The organism is Curtobacterium pusillum (assembly GCF_007673235.1).
Classification (GTDB): Bacteria; Actinomycetota; Actinomycetes; order Actinomycetales; family Microbacteriaceae; genus Curtobacterium; species Curtobacterium pusillum_C.
In genome coordinates this window covers 427941-445965 of record NZ_VDZH01000004.1, presented here as the reverse complement: position 1 = coordinate 445965, position 18025 = coordinate 427941, and the positions used below count along the sequence as shown (strand labels likewise).

15 protein-coding genes and 2 riboswitches are annotated in these 18025 nt (G+C 70.1%); of the genes, 8 read left to right on the top strand and 7 right to left on the bottom strand.

Annotated features, from left to right (window positions below; translation table 11 throughout):
• Positions 1–3: 3 nt before the first annotated feature.
• The 4 genes from FS532_RS13750 to FS532_RS13735 are packed head-to-tail and all read right to left on the bottom strand — an operon-like array spanning position 4 to position 1921.
• Complete coding sequence (locus FS532_RS13750) at positions 4–258, bottom strand: hypothetical protein (protein WP_079238412.1); 255 nt, start codon at positions 256–258, stop codon at positions 4–6.
• Positions 255–737, bottom strand: a complete 483-nt coding sequence (locus FS532_RS13745; RefSeq protein WP_144755305.1) for an FBP domain-containing protein — start codon at positions 735–737, stop codon at positions 255–257. Before FS532_RS13745 ends, FS532_RS13750 begins: the two co-directional genes overlap by 4 nt.
• Positions 738–777: 40 nt before the next feature.
• Complete coding sequence (locus tag FS532_RS13740; protein WP_144755303.1) at positions 778–1515, bottom strand: M56 family metallopeptidase; 738 nt, start codon at positions 1513–1515, stop codon at positions 778–780.
• A gap of 13 nt (positions 1516–1528) precedes the next feature.
• Complete coding sequence (locus tag FS532_RS13735; protein WP_144755300.1) at positions 1529–1921, bottom strand: BlaI/MecI/CopY family transcriptional regulator; 393 nt, start codon at positions 1919–1921, stop codon at positions 1529–1531.
• 95 nt (positions 1922–2016) lie between these two features.
• Positions 2017–2118, top strand: a riboswitch (glycine riboswitch).
• Positions 2119–2220: riboswitch (glycine riboswitch) on the top strand.
• A 49-nt stretch (positions 2221–2269) separates the two neighbouring features.
• On the opposite strand from FS532_RS13735, the gene gcvT reads away from it, so the two are divergent.
• The 4 genes from gcvT (at position 2270) to FS532_RS13715 (ending at position 7382) form a co-directional block, all read left to right on the top strand.
• The gene (gene gcvT / locus FS532_RS13730) at positions 2270–3388 is read left to right on the top strand and encodes a glycine cleavage system aminomethyltransferase GcvT (protein WP_144755297.1); all 1119 of its coding nucleotides are present in this window, start codon (positions 2270–2272) and stop codon (positions 3386–3388) included.
• Between the two features lie 4 nt (positions 3389–3392).
• On the top strand, positions 3393–3770 hold the full coding sequence (gene gcvH, locus FS532_RS13725) for a glycine cleavage system protein GcvH (protein WP_079238417.1): 378 nt from the start codon (positions 3393–3395) through the stop codon (positions 3768–3770).
• Positions 3767–6691 carry an aminomethyl-transferring glycine dehydrogenase gene (gene gcvP / locus FS532_RS13720; RefSeq protein ID WP_144755294.1) on the top strand — a complete coding sequence of 975 codons (2925 nt, stop codon included), beginning with the start codon at positions 3767–3769 and terminating at the stop codon, positions 6689–6691. Before gcvH ends, gcvP begins: the two co-directional genes overlap by 4 nt.
• Before the next feature lie 154 nt (positions 6692–6845).
• Positions 6846–7382, top strand: a complete 537-nt coding sequence (locus FS532_RS13715; RefSeq protein ID WP_144755291.1) for a hypothetical protein — start codon at positions 6846–6848, stop codon at positions 7380–7382.
• Positions 7383–7451: 69 nt separating this feature from the next.
• On the opposite strand, the gene FS532_RS13710 is transcribed toward FS532_RS13715, so the two are convergent.
• Positions 7452–9449, bottom strand: a complete 1998-nt coding sequence (locus FS532_RS13710) for a S9 family peptidase (RefSeq protein ID WP_144755288.1) — start codon at positions 9447–9449, stop codon at positions 7452–7454.
• Between the two features lie 319 nt (positions 9450–9768).
• Here FS532_RS13710 and FS532_RS13705 point away from each other — a divergent pair, with 319 nt between their 5' ends.
• From FS532_RS13705 to FS532_RS13695, 3 genes are all read left to right on the top strand, one after another.
• Entirely contained in the window at positions 9769–11529 is a 1761-nt protein-coding gene (locus FS532_RS13705; protein WP_144755285.1) for an ABC transporter family substrate-binding protein, read from the top strand.
• 237 nt (positions 11530–11766) lie between these two features.
• Positions 11767–13290 (top strand): ABC transporter permease, encoded by a 1524-nt coding sequence (locus FS532_RS13700; RefSeq protein WP_144755282.1) that lies wholly within the window; start codon positions 11767–11769, stop codon positions 13288–13290.
• 46 nt (positions 13291–13336) lie between these two features.
• Positions 13337–14353 (top strand): ABC transporter permease, encoded by a 1017-nt coding sequence (locus FS532_RS13695; protein WP_079239202.1) that lies wholly within the window; start codon positions 13337–13339, stop codon positions 14351–14353.
• Positions 14354–14367: 14 nt separating this feature from the next.
• Here the strand turns inward: FS532_RS13695 and FS532_RS13690 are convergent, their stop codons facing one another.
• Positions 14368–14997: a PH domain-containing protein gene (locus tag FS532_RS13690; protein ID WP_144755279.1), complete on the bottom strand. Its 630-nt coding sequence runs from the start codon at positions 14995–14997 to the stop codon at positions 14368–14370.
• Positions 14998–15113: 116 nt separating this feature from the next.
• Between FS532_RS13690 and FS532_RS13685 the strand changes: the two genes are divergently transcribed.
• Positions 15114–16898 carry an ABC transporter ATP-binding protein gene (locus tag FS532_RS13685; protein ID WP_079238423.1) on the top strand — a complete coding sequence of 595 codons (1785 nt, stop codon included), beginning with the start codon at positions 15114–15116 and terminating at the stop codon, positions 16896–16898.
• 375 nt (positions 16899–17273) lie between these two features.
• Here FS532_RS13685 and FS532_RS13680 read toward each other — a convergent pair whose 3' ends face one another.
• Positions 17274–17822 carry a hypothetical protein gene (locus tag FS532_RS13680; RefSeq protein WP_144755276.1) on the bottom strand — a complete coding sequence of 183 codons (549 nt, stop codon included), beginning with the start codon at positions 17820–17822 and terminating at the stop codon, positions 17274–17276.
• Positions 17823–18025 lie beyond the last annotated feature (203 nt).

Here is an 18025-nt window from a genome sequence, read left to right as displayed (position 1 = left end):
GGATCAGCCGAGCGGCAGCACCGGTGCCCGCTGGTCGCCCAGCTCGTCGGTGCGCCACGGCCGAGCGCCGCGCAGTGTCAGGCCGAGCTGCACGAGCACGAAGCCCACGTGCGGCTCGACGTCCGGGTCCCACGGGCCCTCCACCCCGAGACCGAAGGCCCCGAGTTCGTCGTCGGCCTCGTCACGCAGGGTGAGACGCCACCGGCCGTCCCCGAGCTCCTCGACGACGGCCCACCGCGCGGTGCTGAACCGACTCATGCGGTCTTCGCGACGTCCTCGGTGAAGTTCCGGACCCGCTGCAGCAGTGCCTCGCCCCGCATCGCGATCGTCGCCGGTGGGTTGAGGTGCGGCGGTGCCGTGCGGATCAGCATGGAGCAGCCGAGGTCCTCGCAGATGTAGGAGCCGATGGTGTTGCCGTTCCGCCCGGACTCGCCGGCGCGTGCGGCCGAGAACAGACGCACCTGGGTCGCGGGCTGCGGGGAGTGGCAGAACGAGCACATCGCGGCGATGCCGGGACGCAGGGATCCACCGGCGGAACGCACGACGATGCCCACGGGGCGCTCGTCGATCCAGGACACGATGTACCCGCGGCGGGCGGCCTGGGGGTCGCGCCAGCCGAGGAACTCGCGCTCGTCCCAGAGCATCTCGTGCAGGCCCGGGATGGGCAGCTGGGCGAGTTCGTCCGGGGTGGCGTTGACGAACGACGAACGGATGTCTGCTTCGGTCAGTGGCTTCACGGTCCGATCACCTTATTCCTCGCCTCCGACAGATGCTCCCTCAGGACAGCCTGGAGGCACGGATCGCCCCGAGCGCGCTCGTCCCGTCCGCCACCAGGACAGCCCGGCGCAGCGCGTCCCGCCCGACGCGGCGGGCGGCCGCGTCGTCGGCCGCGAACTCCACGAGGACGCGCGTCGACCGCGCCATGGCGCGTGCCCCCGGGATCCACGGGACCGCACGCTCGATCGATTCGGCGACCCCGACCGCGATCGCGTGGCGCTGGGTCAGGTGCGCTCGCTCGTGGGCGACCACGGCCTCCAGTTCGTCCGTCCGCAGTCGGTCCGCGAGCCCGGTGCTCACCAGCACCCCGCCGGACCTGCCGGGGACCGCGCAAGCCAGTGCGTGCTCGGCCTCGACGACCGCGACGGGCGTGCCGTCGATCTCGCGGTGGGGGGCCGCGCCGGAGCGCATGGCCTCGCGGACGGCGTCGTGCTCGGGGCCGGGGCGGACGCGCACCGCGATGACGAACGCGAGGACCGCGAGCAGTGCGACGCCGATGTTCAGGCCGTGCGTGGGGGAGTCGCCGAGGCGGAACGGGTCGGTGATCGGCCGGTTCGCGAGGACCACGAGGGTGATGCCGGCGACGAAGCCGACCACGCCGAGGAGCACGGCGACCGACCACGACACGAGCGCGGTGCGGGGACGGTCGATCGTCCACGCCGAGCGGGTCAGGAACCGGGGCGCGAGGACCACGACCGCGAGGGCGAGCGCGATGAGGACGACTCCGGTGACGACCACGGCAGGGGGTCCGTCAGGAGCGGGCTCGGGCGTCGAGGGCGCGGCGGAGGACGTCGAGGTCGTCGGAGGCGAGTGACCCCGTGAACTGCAGGAGGGCGGCTTCGCGGTCGGTCGCGGCCGCGAGGGCGTTCGACATGAGGGAGGCGGTCTGTTCTTCGCGGCTGTTCGTCGCGCGGAAGGTCAGTGGCGCATCGTCGTGGTGCTGCCGTTCCACCTGGCCCTTGCGGCCGAGCCGGTCGAGCACCGTGAGCACGGTCGTCAGTGCTGGGCGTGGCTCCGGGAACGCGTCGAGCACCTGCCGGGCACTGAGCCCTTCATGAGCGCTGTGCCCGGTCTCGGCGGACCAGAGCGCGTCGAGCACCGCCTGCTCCAGCTGCCCACGGGGGCGCGATCGCTGTCCTGCCACCCGGGCATTCTACGAGATGTCGAAGCGCGGCACACGACACATGCCCGTAACGCGGGCTGGGTATGCTCGTGCGCGGACAACTGAACACCGGCCGCTCATCCGTCGCGGGAGACGTCGTGCGGTGCCCCTGGCACCGGATCGACACCGAAGGAGCAATCCCCCCGCCAATCTCTCAGGTCCAACACCGCAGCGGACAGGCCACTCTGAAAAGCAGACGCTCGGTCGTCTCGCCCACGGTGAAAGCCGCCGGACCTCACGGGCCGCGGTGAAACTCTCAGGCACATGACAGAGGGGGAGTTCCACCCGACGACGGTCGTCGGGCCCTGCCGATGCCAGGAGAACTCCGCCATGAGTCCGTCCCCACTGCGCTCCTCCCCGCTGGAACCCGCGCACGAAGCCGCCGGTGCGTCCTTCACCGACTTCGCCGGGTACCGCATGCCCGTGCGCTACTCGTCCGACCTCGCCGAGCACCATGCGGTGCGTCAGGCGGCGGGGGTGTTCGACCTCTCGCACATGGCGGAGATCGGCGTCACCGGCGCCGAGGCCGTCCGGTTCCTCGACCGCGCGCTCGCGGGGTCCTTCGGCGCGATGACCGTCGGACGGGCGAAGTACTCGCTGCTCCTGGCGGAGGACGGCGGGATCCTCGACGACCTCGTGGTCTACCGCACCGACGAGGACGTCTTCCTCGTCGTCGCGAACGCGTCCAACCGGCAGGTGGCGGTCGACGCCCTGACCGCCCGCGCCAACGGGTTCGACGTCGTGGTCTCCGACGACTCCGACAGCACCGCGCTCGTCGCGATCCAGGGGCCCGCGGCCGCCGGGACGCTCGACGCCCTCGTCGTCGCCGACCGCCTGCAGCCGGAGTCCCCGCTCGACGAGCTCCGGTACTACCGGGTCCTGCACGCCGTGTTCGACGGGTCCGACGTCCTCGTCGCCCGCACCGGGTACACCGGCGAGGACGGCTTCGAGGTCTACAGCGACCCGTCCGTCGCGACCGCGCTCTGGGACGCCCTGCTCGAGGCCGGTGCCGACCGTGGCGTCGTCCCCGCCGGGCTCGCCGCGCGCGACACCCTGCGGCTCGAGGCCGGCATGCCGCTCTACGGACACGAGCTCGGCACCGACGTGCGCCCGGCGCAGGCGGGGCTCGGCCGGGTCGTTGCCCAGGACGGTGACTTCGTCGGGTCCGACAGCGTGGTGCCCGCCACCGACGCGCGTGTCCTCGTGGGACTCGTGACCGAGGGCCGTCGCGCGCCGCGGGCCGGGTACGACATCGTGCACGAGGGCGTGATCGTCGGCACCGTCACCTCCGGAGCGCTCTCGCCGACGCTCGGACACCCCGTCGCGATGGCGTTCGTCGACCCGGCGCTCGCCACCGAGGGACAACTCCTCCACATCGACGTCCGCGGCACGGCCATCCCCAGCACCGTCACCGCGTTCCCCTTCTACCGCCGCCCTCAGAAAGGCTGATCCCGTGACCGACCAGACCGCACTCCAGTACACCGCCGACCACGAGTGGCTCCTCGTCGAGGGCGACACCGTCACCGTCGGCATCACGGACCACGCCGCCGAGCAGCTCGGTGACGTCGTCTACGTCGAGCTCCCCGCCGTGGGCACCGCGACGACCGCCGGCGAGCAGATCGGCGAGATCGAGTCGACCAAGAGCGTCGGTGAGCTGTTCGCCCCGATCGAGGGCGAGGTCGTCGCCGTGAACGACGCCGTCGTCGACGCGCCGGACACCGTCAACCAGGACCCGTTCGGCGCCGGCTGGCTCGTGAAGATCAAGGTGGACGGCACGTCCTTCCCCGAGGACCTCATGGACCACGACGCGTACCGGGCGTCCATCGCATGACCGGCGACCTCGAGAACCTCCAGACGTCCTTCGCCGACCGGCACATCGGCACCACGCCGGCCGATCAGCAGACGATGCTCGACGCGGTCGGGCACACGTCGCTCGACGCGTTGGTCCGTGCCGCGATCCCGGAGTCGATCCACGCCGCCCCGGTGTCACGCTCGTCCATCCCCGCCGCCGTCGGCGAGACCGAGGCGCTCGCCGAACTCCGCGCGAAGGCCGGACGCAACACGGTCCGCCGCGCCATGATCGGCCTCGGGTACCACGGCACCCACACGCCCGCGGTGATCCAGCGGAACGTGCTCGAGAACCCCAGCTGGTACACGGCCTACACGCCGTACCAGCCGGAGATCTCGCAGGGCCGGCTCGAAGCACTCATCAACTTCCAGACGATGGTCTCCGACCTGACGGGCATGGCCACGGCCGGCGCCTCGATGCTCGACGAGGGCACCGCCGTGGTCGAGGGCATGCTCCTCGCCCGCCGCGCCTCCAAGGTCAAGGGCGATGCGTTCCTCGTCGACACCGACCTCCTCCCGCAGACCCGTGCGCTGCTCGACCACCGGGCCGAGGCCGTCGGCATCACGCTGCGGTCCTTCGACCCGGTTGCCGGACCGAGTGACGAGCAGCTCGACGGTGCCTTCGGCGTCATCCTGCAGTACCCGGGTGCCTCCGGACGGATCGTGGACCCGTCGAGCACCATCGAGCGCGTCCACGCCGGTGGCGGCATCGCCGTCGTCGCGGCCGACCTGCTCGCCATGACCCTGCTCGCCAGCCCCGGTGACCTCGGCGCCGACGTCGCCGTCGGGACCAGCCAGCGCTTCGGTGTCCCGCTCGGCTTCGGCGGGCCGCACGCCGGGTACCTCGCCGTCCGCGCGGGGCTCGAGCGCCAGCTGCCGGGTCGCCTGGTCGGGGTGTCCTTCGACGCCGACGGCGCGATGGCCTACCGACTCAGCCTGCAGACCCGCGAGCAGCACATCCGCCGCGAGAAGGCGACGAGCAACATCTGCACCGCGCAGGTCCTGCTCGCCGTCATGGCCTCGATGTACGCGGTCTACCACGGGCCCGAAGGGCTGCGGTTCATCGCGGACCGGGTGGCCCGGACGACGTCGGCGCTCGCCGCGGTCGCCCGCGACGCCGGTCTCGACGTCGTGCACGATGCGTTCTTCGACACGCTCACCCTGCGGGCCGCCGGTCGCGCCGGGGCGGTCGTCGCCGCGGCGCAGGACGCCGACCTCCTGCTGCACCGGGTGGACGAGGACCTGTTCCAGCTCTCCGTCGACGAGACGACCACGCCCGACGACGTCACCCGCCTGGCGGGCGTGTTCGGGGCGGTGGACGTGACCGTCCCCGCGACCGAGGCGGCCGTGCGTGGCGCGGCCACGGGCCTCCCGTCCGCCCTCCAGCGCCAGAGCGAGTACCTGACGCACCCGGTGTTCAGTGCGCACCGCAGCGAGACCCGCATGATGCGGTACCTGAAGCACCTCGCCGACAAGGACTACGCCCTCGACCGCGGCATGATCCCGCTCGGCAGCTGCACGATGAAGCTCAACGCAGCCACCGAGATGGCCGCGGTGACCTGGCCGGAGTTCGCGAACGTGCACCCGTTCGCCCCCCGCGAGGACGTCGAGGGCTACCTCGACATGATCGGTGACCTGGAGACCTGGCTGGCCGAGGTCACCGGGTACGACACCGTCTCCCTGCAGCCGAACGCCGGGAGCCAGGGCGAGCTCGCCGGACTCCTCGCGATCCGCGGCTACCACCGGTCCCGTGGCGACGAGTCCCGGACGGTCTGCCTCATCCCGTCGAGTGCGCACGGCACGAACGCGGCGTCCGCAGTCCTCGCCGGCATGAAGGTCGTCGTCGTGGCCTGCGACGAGAACGGCAACGTCGACCTGGACGACCTCCGCGCGAAGACGGTGCAGCACGGCGAGCAGCTCGCGGCGCTGATGATCACGTACCCGTCCACCCACGGCGTCTACGAGCACGACATCCGCGAGGTCTGCGACGCCGTGCACGACGCCGGCGGCCAGGTCTACGTCGACGGGGCGAACCTCAACGCCCTGCTCGGTCACGCCCGGTTCGGCGACTTCGGCGGCGACGTCTCGCACCTCAACCTGCACAAGACGTTCTGCATCCCGCACGGTGGCGGCGGACCCGGCGTCGGACCGGTCGCGGCGAAGTCGCACCTCGCACCGTTCCTGCCCGGACACCCGTTCGCGCAGCAGGCCGACCGGCGCACGGGCGCGACGAGCGCCGATGCCGACGACCGCCTGGCGCACGCCGGCGGTCCCGTCAGCGCGGCACCGTACGGCAGCCCGAGCATCCTGCCGATCACCTGGACCTACGTCCGGATGATGGGGCTCGAGGGGCTCACCCGTGCGACCGAGGCCGCCGTGCTCGGGGCGAACTACATCGCCGCCCGCCTGCGGGACGCGTTCCCGGTGCTCTACACGGGCGAGGACGGCCTCGTGGCGCACGAGTGCATCCTCGACCTCCGCCCGCTGCGTGACACCACCGGCATCACCGTGGACGACGTCGCGAAGCGCCTGGTCGACTACGGCTTCCACGCGCCGACGATGTCGTTCCCGGTCGCGGGCACGCTCATGGTCGAACCGACCGAGAGCGAGGACCTGGCCGAGCTCGACCGGTTCGTCGACGCGATGCTCGCGATCCGCGCCGAGGCCTCGGCCGTCGAGCGTGGGGAGTGGCCGGCGGACGACAACCCGCTCGTCCACGCGCCGCACACGGCGTCGTCGGTGATCTCCGGCGAGTGGACGCACGCGTACACGCGCGAGCAGGCCGTCTACCCGCTGCCGGGCATCAGCGCCCGGAAGTACTGGCCGCCGGTGCGACGGATCGACCAGGCCTACGGCGACCGCAACCTGGTCTGCGCCTGCCCGCCGGTCGAGGCGTTCGCCTGACCGACGGTGCCGTTGTCGGCGGTGCCCGCCCCGCGTCGTCGGGGCGGGCACCGACCAACCGATGTTCTCGTGCATTCCCTGAGCACCCGCGACACCCGTCCGACCGCACTGGTCACCTGGACGGGTCCGATTGGAACAGTGAGAGGGGAACCACATGACGATCACGAACACGAACACCAGCACGGAACACCGAGCCCGTCGGGGCTTCACCCGGGGAGGGCGCTGGGCCGCCACCGTGGCCGCCGGCGCCGCAGCGGTCCTCGCCATCGGCGTCGCCACACCGGCGCACGCAGCGTCCGAGACGACCACGCGGGTGACCAAGGCGGGGCAGTACACGTCGACGCTCACCTACCCGGTGGTCGACGGCTCGAGCATCAGCCTCGCCATCTACTCGAACTGGTCGTCGGTCTCCGCCAAGTCCGCACACCTGGACTCCGTGCGGGTCTGCGTCGGCAAGCTGCCCGGCGCCACCCCGAACTTCATCTCGCCGACGGTGACGACCTACCACCCGGGTGCGAACAAGGACCACGGCACGAAGGACATCCCGGCAGCCGGGTGCAACACGTACTCCGTCAACCGGACCCTGACGACCTACGACGGCAACGTCCGTGGCCAGGTCGGGCTGACGTGGGTGGCGCTCCCCTTCGGCGGGGAGGGGGCGCAGTCGGTCTTCGCCCAGTACAACACCTGATGACGGCGTCCCGATGACGGGAGGCGCGGTGCCAGCTGGCACCGCGCCTCCCGTCCGTCGTCCGGCCGGTCAGGCGACCGGCGTGACGGGCAGGTGCTTCGCCCACCACGTGAGCACGTGCTCGAACCGCTGCACGCGGTGCTGCGGACGACCCGCGCGCGATAGCTCGTGCCCCTCACCCGGGAACACCAGGAACGAAGCGTCGACACCGGCGCGCTTCAGCGCGACGAACTGCCGCTGTCCCTGCTCGATCGGGCAGCGCCAGTCCTCCTCGGAGTGCGCGACCATGAACGGGATCGTGACCTGGTGGGCGTACGACAACGGGCTGCGGCGACGCTGCTCCTCCGGGTCCGCGCCCACGTACGCGTCCGCGAAGAACCAGCCGATGTCGGAGCTGCCGGCGAACGAGTCCCAGGCGTTCACGGCACGCTCGCTCCACGCGGCGACGAAGCGCTCGCCGTGGTGCGCCGCGACCCAGCTCGTCATGAAGCCGCCGTACGAGCCGCCCATGATGCCGACGCGGGTCGCGTCGAGGTCGGGTCGCTCGAGTGCGGCGTCGAGCAGGGCGAGCACGTCGTCCACGTCGACGGTGCCCATCGCCCCGATGACCGCGCGGCCGTGTTCGAGGCCGTAGCCGCCGGAACCGCGCGGGTTGCCGATGACGACGGCGTAGCCGGCGCTGGCGTACACCTGCGCCTCGTCGAAGAACGCCCACGTGTCCTGGCCGAACGGGCCGCCGTGGACCACCCGGAGCACGGGGTGCGGGCCCTCGCCCTCGGGCAGGACGACCCAGCCGTGCACCGGGGCGCCGTCGGGGGAGGTGCCGGTGAGCTCCTCGATACGGCGGACCCCTGGGACCGCAGCGTCGGTGCGGAGCGGTGCGGCGTAGTCGGTGAGGACGGTGGCGGGCTGCGCGCCGGGGTTGGTGGATCCGTCGTTTCGCTCGGTGAGGTCGAGGACGTGCACCTCGCCGGGGGATGCCGGCGTGCCGGCGGTCGCGACGAGCACGTCCCCGTCCACGTCGAAGCCCGACACGACCACGTGGCCGCCGAGCACCGTCGGGAGCTCGTCGAGCTGCAGCGGCGCAGCCGTCCCCGTCGGGACCCGGCGGATCCCGACGGTGCCGCGGTCGAGGACGGCGATCAGAACGTCGTCGCCGTGCACCACGGGCGTCCCCGTGACGTCGACCGTCTCGCGCGCGGTCAGGCGGACGGGGTCGCTGCCGTGCGCAGCCGCCCAGAGGCCTTCCGGCTCGCCGACCAGCCGACCCTCGAGGTGGGACGCACCGGTGTAGTAGACGGTGCCGTCAGGGGTCGCCGTGGCGGAACTGACCGAGCCCTCGGTGCGGACGGCGAGGGTGATCGTCCCCTCGGCGGCGTCGACGCGGTAGAGGTCGTCGTCGTGCGTCTCGCGGGCTCCGAGGTCGCGCGGTGCGACGACGAGCAGCGCGCTGCCGTCCGGGTACCAGACCGGCGCGGAGACGGAGCACGGGGCGCTCGTCAGCGCGGAGTCGACGAGCGGGGCGTCGCGGTCGGTCACGTCCACGACGACCAACTGCTGCGGCTTGTCCAGCAGGTACCCGGTGCCGTTGACGTGGAAGTCCAGCCGGGTGATGAGACGCGGAGCCTCGGCGTTCGGAGCCGGACGGCGGTCGGTTCCGGACACGGCCGACCCGTAGCGGCCCGGCTCGGGGAAGCGTGCCGTGACGGCGACGCGCGTGGAGTCGGGGGACCAGACGGGCGTCCCGGTGCCGAGGGGCAGTGCGGTGACGACACGGGCCTCGCCGCCGTCGACCGGCGCGACAGCGAGCTGGGGACGGTCCTTCTCGTCGTTGCGGAGGAACGCCAGCCACCGGCCGTCGGGGGAGAGAACAGGCGACGAGTCGTGGTCACCGGCGGTCCAGCGGACGGCACCGTCGCCGGTCACCCGCTCGATCGTGCTGCGGTAGGCGTCCTGCTCGAGGTCCGGTCGCGAGACCGCGACGAAGGCTGCACCTCCGCTCCGGGGATCGCCGCTGACGGTGGGGGAGGACGGGACGTGGAGGTGGGGGATGTCGTTCGCGAGCACGTGTTCACGCTACGGCCAGACTCGGTCCGGCGTCCTCGGAACCTGCCGCGAGACGTTCCCCGAGCGTTCATCGACTCCGGGGTGTGTTGCAAGACTGTTCAGAATCCTTTGCAACGTCAAGCGCACGCGTTGCGTATGGCACCGTAGTGGCGCAAATATTCACAGTCTCACGCAACGATCTGCCGCGCACGTTTCCGGTGTGTAACAACTTCTCCGGAGATTTTGAGGGCCCTCCGACCCGCACCTATGGTTCTTGCGAACGCGCCGTGGAGGCATGCCTCCTGCACGTTCGATCACATTCCATCAGGAGGATCACAGAGTGAACATCACCAAGAAGCGGGGACGCCAGCTGCTCGGCGTCGTCGCCCTGGCCGGGGCGGCAGCGATCGCCCTCGCCGGCTGCACCACCTCTCCGAGTGCCAACGAGTCCGGTTCGGCGTCGAACAAGACCATCACCATCGCGCAGGTGAACGAGGTCACGTCGTTCAACTTCAACACCCCCCAGGGCAACCTGGACATGAACGGCATGCTCAACTACATGACGCAGCCGCAGTTCGTGACCCTGGGTTCGGACTACAAGATCACGCCGAACACCGACCTCGGCACCGTCAAGAAGCTCAGCGACGACCCGCTCAAGGTCAAGTACACGCTGAACAAGGACGCGAAGTGGTCCGACGGCAAGGCCATCACCTCTGACGACCTCCTCCTGGGCTGGGCGCAGGCCTCCGGGTACTACGACTCCGACACGCAGGACGCCGACGGCAAGGTGACCAGCGGGACGCAGTACTTCTCGCTCGCCGCCGCGTCGCCGTTCCAGACGGACTACCCGACCGACATCACCAAGACGTCGATCACCCTCACGTACAAGAAGCCGTACGTCGACTGGAACCTCGTCAACCCGATCCAGTTCCCGGCGCACGTCGTCGCGGACGAGGCGGGCACGACCACCGACGACCTGCTCAAGGCGCTCAAGGACACCCCGGCCGGTGACACCGCGAACCCGGCCCCGGCGAACTCGACGCTGAAGAAGGTCGCCGACTTCATCAACACGGGCTACGACAAGACCAGCCTGCCGAGCGACAAGAAGCTGCTCGTCTCGGGTGGCCCGCTCATGGTGTCCGCCTGGACCCCGAAGCAGTCGATGACCTTCGTGCCGAACCCGGAGTACACCGGCGACCACAAGGTGAACTTCGGCAAGCTCGTCGTCCGCTTCATCGGTGACGCCAACGCCCAGGTCACGGCCCTCCAGAACGGCGAGGTCGACGCGATCCAGCCGCAGGCGTCCGCCGACACCGTCAAGGCCCTCGACGCCGCTTCCGGCGTCAAGGTCATCGACGGCGCCCAGGTCGCCTACGACCACCTCGACCTGAACTTCGGCTCGTCCGTGTTCAAGGACGAGAACGTCCGCAAGGCCTTCCTCCTCACGATCCCGCGTGACCAGATCCTCAAGTCGATCGTCACCCCGATCCAGAAGGACGCCAAGGTCCTCGACTCGCAGCTCTACCTGCCGGGCCAGGACGGCTACGACGAGGCCGTGAAGTCGAACGACTCCGACGAGTACTCGAAGGTCGACATCGACCAGGCGAAGAAGCTCCTGAACGGTGCGACCCCGACCGTCAAGATCCTCTACAACACCGAGAACCCGAACCGCGTGGACACCTTCCAGGCGATCCAGTCCTCGGCCGCCAAGGCCGGCATCAAGGTCGTCGACGGCGGTTCGCCCGACTGGTCCTCGCTCCTCGCGGGCGGCGACTACGACGCCTCGATCTTCGGTTGGGTCAACCCGGGTGCCGGCAACGCCGCGATCCCGCAGCTCTTCCAGACCAACAACGAGGGCAACTACAACAAGTTCGCCAACGAAGAGGCCTCGAAGCTCGCTGTCGAGACGCAGACGACCCTGGACGAGTCGAAGCTCGACGACATGAAGCAGCAGATCGACAAGATCGCCTTCGACCAGGCCTACGGCCTGCCGCTGTTCCAGAGCCCGGGGCTGTTCGCCACGAGCTCGCAGCTGAAGGGTGTCAAGTACTTCGGCGGCCAGACGGGCATCGTCTGGAACGTCTGGGACTGGACCAAGTGATCCTGACCGGTCGCTGATCAGCACCACACACGAGGGGGCGCCGGACTCGACGAGTCCGGCGCCCTCCCGTGAGCCGGGACCCTGCCCGGCCCCCACCCTCCGCCGGAGACCCCGGCACCCACCGCCGCACGCAGTCGACGAAGACCGCGTGGCGGGACCCAGTACTCTTGCTGCTCGGGCCGCCCGATCGGACGACCAGCAGTACGATCCACCACACCGGAGAGGCACCCATCGCCCATGGTGAGTTTCATCGCGAGACGGATCCTCGTCTCGGTCCTCATCCTCATCGCTGCATCGTTCATCATGTACAACCTGGCGGCGATCGCGGGAAACCCCCTGCAGGACCTCCAGAGCAGCAACTCGCCGAACCGTGACCAGCTCATCGCTGCACGGACCGCGGCGCAGCACCTCGACGTCATCCCGCCGCTCCGCTGGGGCCTCTGGATCACCGGCGTCGGCAAGTGCGTCATCGGTCAGTGCGACCTCGGCACGACGTTCAACAACCAGCCGGTCGCCGAGCTCCTCCCGCAGGCCGTCGGTTCGACGATCCAGCTGGTGACGTTCTCGTTCATCCTGGCGATCATCTTCGGCATCGGCCTCGGCGTCGTCACCGCCCTCCGCGTCTACTCGGGCTTCGACTACTCGATCACGCTGGTCAGCTTCTTCCTGTACTCGCTGCCGTCCTTCCTGATGGCCGTGCTGCTGAAGTCGTTCATCGCGCTCGACTACAACAACTTCCTCGTCGACCCGAAGATCCCACCGGTCAACCTCGTGGTCATCGCGATAGTCGTCGGCCTGGTCATCCAGCTCGTCGTCGGGGGCATCCTCAAGCGTCGGCTCGTGGTCGGTGCGATCAGCGCCGTCGTGACCGCGGGCATGCTGCTGCTCATGCAGGCGACCGGGTGGTTCACCAACCCGTCGCTCGGTCCGGTCTTCGTGATCCTGTTCAGCGCCGGTATCGGCCTGGCCATGGTCGCGCTGCTCGCCGGCACGAAGAACCGTCGGGCATGGCTCGTCGCGGGCATCAACGTGCTCGTCGCGATCGTCTGCTACTTCGCGCTGCAGGGGCTGCTCAACGTCTCGTCCGGGGCGACGATCTTCATCCTCGCGGTGGTCACCGTCCTGGTCGGGCTGGCGTCCGGCTGGTTCGTCGGCGGCCACGACCGCGGCCTGATGATGCGCATCGGTGCACTGACCGCGTTCCTGAGCGCCGGCGTCATCCTGCTCGACCGCTTCATGCGCTCGTGGATCGACTACACGCAGAACTACGTGTCCCGTCCGATCGCGACCGTCGGTTCGCAGACGCCCGGGCTGACCGGTGACTTCTGGATCAACGGGATCGACACCTACACGCACCTGCTGCTGCCGACGATCTCGCTCCTGCTCATCAGCTTCGCGAGCTACACGCGGTACTCCCGCTCGGGCATGCTCGAGGTCCTCGACCAGGACTACGTGCGCACCGCCCGTGCGAAGGGCCTGCCGGAGCGCACCGTCATCGTGCGCCACGCGCTCCGCAACATGCTGATCCCGATCGCGACCCTCGTGGCGACCGACATCGGCGCGCTGCTCGGTGGCGCGATCATCACCGAGCGCGTCTTCGCCATCTCCGGCATGGGCAGCCTGTTCAACAGCGGGTTGTCGATCACGGACGTGAACCCGGTGATGGGGTACTTCCTCGTCATCGCGATCACCGCGATCGCGTTCAACTTCCTCGCCGACCTCGCCTACTCGGCCCTCGACCCGCGGGTGCGTGTCCGATGACCGCGACGACGGGACCGACGACCCTGCACTCCCAGGAGGGAACCCGATGAGCACCATCCAGGGCGGCGCACCGCTCGAACCCAACATCGGCGACGGCACGGGCGTCGGGAACACCCCGGACTCCCACGAGAAGCAGCTCGGCGAGAGCCAGGGACGGATCATCCTCCGTCGCTTCCTCGCCAACCGCCTCGCGGTCATCGCGCTGATCGTCTACGTCCTCGTGCTGGTCTTCGCCGTCTCGGCGGTCGGCCTCGGTCCGATCCCGGGCTGGTGGCACTACTCGTACAAGGCGCTCGAGGACCTGCAGAACGGCGGCGCCCCGACCTCGGACCACCCGTTCGGGCAGGACCGCATCGGCAAGGACTACTTCGCCCTGACGATGCGCGGCATCCAGAACTCGGTGCTCGTGATGATCGTGATCGGCGTCTTCGCGACGATCATCGGTGTCGTCGTCGGCGCCATCGCGGGCTACTTCCGCGGCACCGTCGACGCCGTGCTCATGCGCATCACCGACATCTTCATCGTCATCCCGGCGATCGTGATCGGTGCCGTGGTCGGCAAGACGGCCAACGGTCTCGGCGCGTGGGGGCTGGCGCTCCTGCTCGGCCTTGTTTCCTGGATGGTCATCGCCCGTCTGGTGCGTGCCGAGTTCCTGTCGCTCCGCGAGCGTGAGTTCGTCGAGGCGGCCCGGGTCGCCGGTGCCTCGGACGGCCGGATCATCTTCCGGCACATCCTGCCGAACGCGATCGGCGTGATCATCGTCTCCGCGACGCTGCTCATCGCCTCCGCGATCCTGCTCGAGACGGCCCTGAGCTACCTCGGCTACGGCATCAAGGCGCCGGACTCGTCGCTCGGTCTGCTCATCAGCCAGAACCAGTCGGCGTTCCAGACGCGTCCGTACCTGTTCTGGTGGCCTGCATCGTTCATCGTGCTGCTCGCGCTCTGCGTGAACTTCATCGGTGACGGCCTGCGCGACGCGTTCGACCCGCGCTCGAAGCGGTTCAGCCTCCGCAAGACGCGCGAGCCGGAGAACACCTCCGGTTCGGAGATGATCAGCGCGTGACGTCCCCCCGGGTCCTAGCGAGCCGCGATGGCGAACCAGCCACCGACGGCGGTCGCCGCGAGCAGCGCGATCGACGCCCAGTGCAGCGTGACCGGCACGCGCACGGTGTCCGCCGTGCCGAGTTCGATGGCGCCGCGCTCGCGCAGGTCGTCCCAGCGGTGGCGGATCAGGTACGCCGCGTCGCCGGACGCCGTGGACAGCAGGTCGCCCGCGCGGCGGTTGCCGTCCCCGGTGTCGGGCACGACGTTGCCGTGACGCTGGTTCTGCCGGCGGGCCAGGGCGACGCCGGCTCGACCGGGGGCCGGGGCCGCCCAGACGGCGACCTTGCGGTTCGGCGTGACGAGCGTCAGGGCGAAGCGCGTGTCGACGTGCACGAGCGCCGCCCAGGGCACCCGCACCGTGTGGAAGACGTTGACGACCTCGATGCCGTCGTCGCCGACCGTCAGTCGCGGACGCCAGAGCGCCACCCAGCCGAGCAGGACGCCGAAGGCCGTCGGCACGAGGGCGAGGACACGGTCCTGCCAGGTCGTGTCGTTCAGCACCGTCGTGACGAAGAGCAGGGCCACGATCAGCCACAGGGCGATCGCGAGTCCGCGGTTGAACTGGGACACGAACACATCGCGCGTCGTCGGGGTGGCAGGCATGCCTCCATCGTCGCAGGTCGGAGCCGTCGCTCCGCACGCCTGCAGCCCCGACGCCAGCGCTCCACCATCACCACCCACGCGGTCGCCACGAGCGGCCGGGAAAGGACCGGACGTCGTTGAGCACGCCCGCCTCCGCGGCCACCACCCCGGCCGCCACCAGCACCCCCGTCGTCAAGGTCTCCGGGCTCGACGTCGACTTCGCGGTCGACGACGTCTGGACCCCCGCCGTCAAGAAGCTCTCCTACGAGATCCGCTCCGGTGAGGTCCTCGCGCTCGTGGGCGAGTCCGGCTCCGGCAAGTCCGTGAGCTCGATGTCGATCCTCGGCCTCCTGCCACGGAACGCCCGCGTGAACGGGTCGATCGAGTTCAACGGCACCGAGCTCCTCGGCCTCCGGTCGGCGCAGCTGCGCGAGTACCGCGGCAAGGAGATCGCGGTGATCTTCCAGGAGCCGATGACGGCCCTCAACCCGGTCTTCACCGTCGGGTCGCAGATCGTCGAGACGCTCCGCATCCACTACGGCATCTCGCCGAGCGAGGCGAAGACCCGCGCGATCGAGCTGCTCACCCTGGTGGAGATGCCCGACCCGCAGAAGGCCTTCGACTCGTACCCGCACCAGCTCTCGGGCGGTCAGCGGCAGCGTGCCATGATCGCGCAGTCGATCTCCTGCGACCCGAAGCTCCTCATCGCCGACGAGCCCACGACGGCCCTCGACGTCACCGTGCAGGCCGAGATCCTCGACCTCATCCGCGACCTCGCCGGCAAGCTCGGCAGCGCGGTGCTGCTCATCACCCACGACATGGGCGTCGTCGCGGACCTCGCCGACCGCATCGTGGTCATGAAGCAGGGTGTGGCCGTCGAGACCGGCAGCGTGCGCGACGTCTTCGCCGCCCCGCAGCACGAGTACACGCAGACGCTGCTCGACGCCGTGCCCCGGCTCGGCCAGGCGGGCGACGTCGTCATCGACCTCACCGAGACCCTCGAGTCCGTCGTCGAGCAGGAGAACCAGGACACCTCGGTCCAGGTGGGGGAGACCCTGCTCCACACCGACGTCGTCCAGACACTCGGCCCGGCGGTGCTCGAATTCAAGGACGTCGTCATCGAGTACCCGGGTCGCGGGCGGGTCAAGGCCTTCCGTGCCATCGACGGCGTCGACCTGACGGTGCACGAGGGCGAGGTCGTGGGCCTGGTGGGCGAGTCGGGTTCCGGCAAGTCGACCCTCGGCCGCGCGGCGATCGGCCTCCTGCCCATCACCTCGGGCGGCCTCGAGGTCACCGGTGTCGACCTCTCGAAGCCGACCCGTTCGCTCGTCCGCCAGGTGCACCAGAACGCCGGCATCGTCTTCCAGGACCCGTCGTCGTCGCTCAACCCGCGCATGACGATCGGGCAGTCCATCGGTGAGCCGCTGCTGCTCGGCAAGGGCATGAAGGGTCGCGAGCTCGAGCGCGAGGTCGAGAACCTGCTCGAGGCGGTCCGTCTCCCCACCGCGTACTCCACGCGGTTCCCGCACGAGCTCTCCGGTGGGCAGAAGCAGCGCATCGGCATCGCCCGTGCGCTGGCCCTGCGCCCGAAGCTGCTCATCGCGGACGAGCCGACGTCGGCGCTCGACGTGTCGGTGCAGGCCACCGTCCTCGAGCTGCTCAAGGACCTGCAGCGTGAGTTCGCCTTCGCCTGCCTGTTCGTGACGCACGACCTCGCGGTCATCGACGTCCTCGCCGACCGGATCGCGGTGCTCCACCACGGTCACCTCGCCGAGGTCGGCACGCGCGACCAGATCCTCCGCGACCCGCAGGACCCGTACACGCAGCGACTCATCGCCGCGGTGCCCCTGCCGGACCCGGACGTCCAGCGCGAGCGTCGGGAGCTGCGCCGGCAGATCCTCGCCGCGGGCTCGGACGAGTAGCCGCCGCCGACACCGAACGACATCCCCGACGTCCCACGACGTCGGGGATGTCGTGTTTCCTGCGTCCGTTCTGTCCCATGACGGGTGCAGTGGGAAGCGGTTTCGCGCGTTGGGAGCAGGAAGGAACGGCCTCCTACGAGCGGAACGGCTTCCTATGAGCGGGTCGGCCCGCGAGCATCGGCCTGGAGGCGCGGTGCGGCCCTGCCATGCACGTTCTGTCCCATGACGGGTGCAGGAGGAAGCGGGTTCGCGCGTTGGGAGCAGGAAGGAACGGCCCCCTACGAGCGGAACAGCTTCCTACGCGCGGAACGGCAGCCTACGAGCGGAACAGCCCACAGGCGCCAGCAACCAGCAGCCAGCGCCCAGCGGCTGCAGTCAGAGCTGCGCGGCCGCCATGGTCGCGACGACGCCGAGGACGATCAGCCCGACGACGGTCCATCCGTGCGCGCGGTGGGTGATCGGCGCAGCCGTCACCGTCGCCGGAGGTCGGCCGTTCTGCGCCGGCGGGGCGGGCACGAAGGCCCGCATGCGCTCGGCCGCAGCGTCGACGTCGAGGTGATCCGCGCCTCCAGGCCGTCCGTCGACCACGGCGCTGAGCCGTGCCGACCTGCGGGTCGCGAGCCAGGTGCGACGGACGCCCTCGCTCGAGACGACCTCGATGCCGTACTTGGTGCGGACCTCGGTGACGCGCCGCCAGGCGTACGTGCTCGTGCGCCGGACGTCGACGATGCGGAGGTGCTCCGACGTGAGCTCGTACCGGGGCCGCCACAGCACCGCCCAGGCGACGAAGGCGATGAACAGGCTCGGGACGGGCGCGAGCCAGGGGGTGTCACCGGTGATGAGCGCGAGCGGGACGAGGGCGACGGCGGCGACCCAGAGGACGACGGCGAGCGTGCGCATGCCGGGGGCGAGGATCGTGGTCACGCCGACGAGCGTACGAGACGCAGTGACGAGATGCCTCCCCGGAGACGTCCGGGGAGCGGGTGTGACACACCGGCGCGTATCTCCGGACGACCCGATTCTCCGGGGAGGCAGATCCTGTGTGGACCTCTCGTGCGGACAATGTTCCTCGGCCCCCAGTTCGGGTGTCAATACCCCACTGGACTTATTTCCGGAAATCGACACGC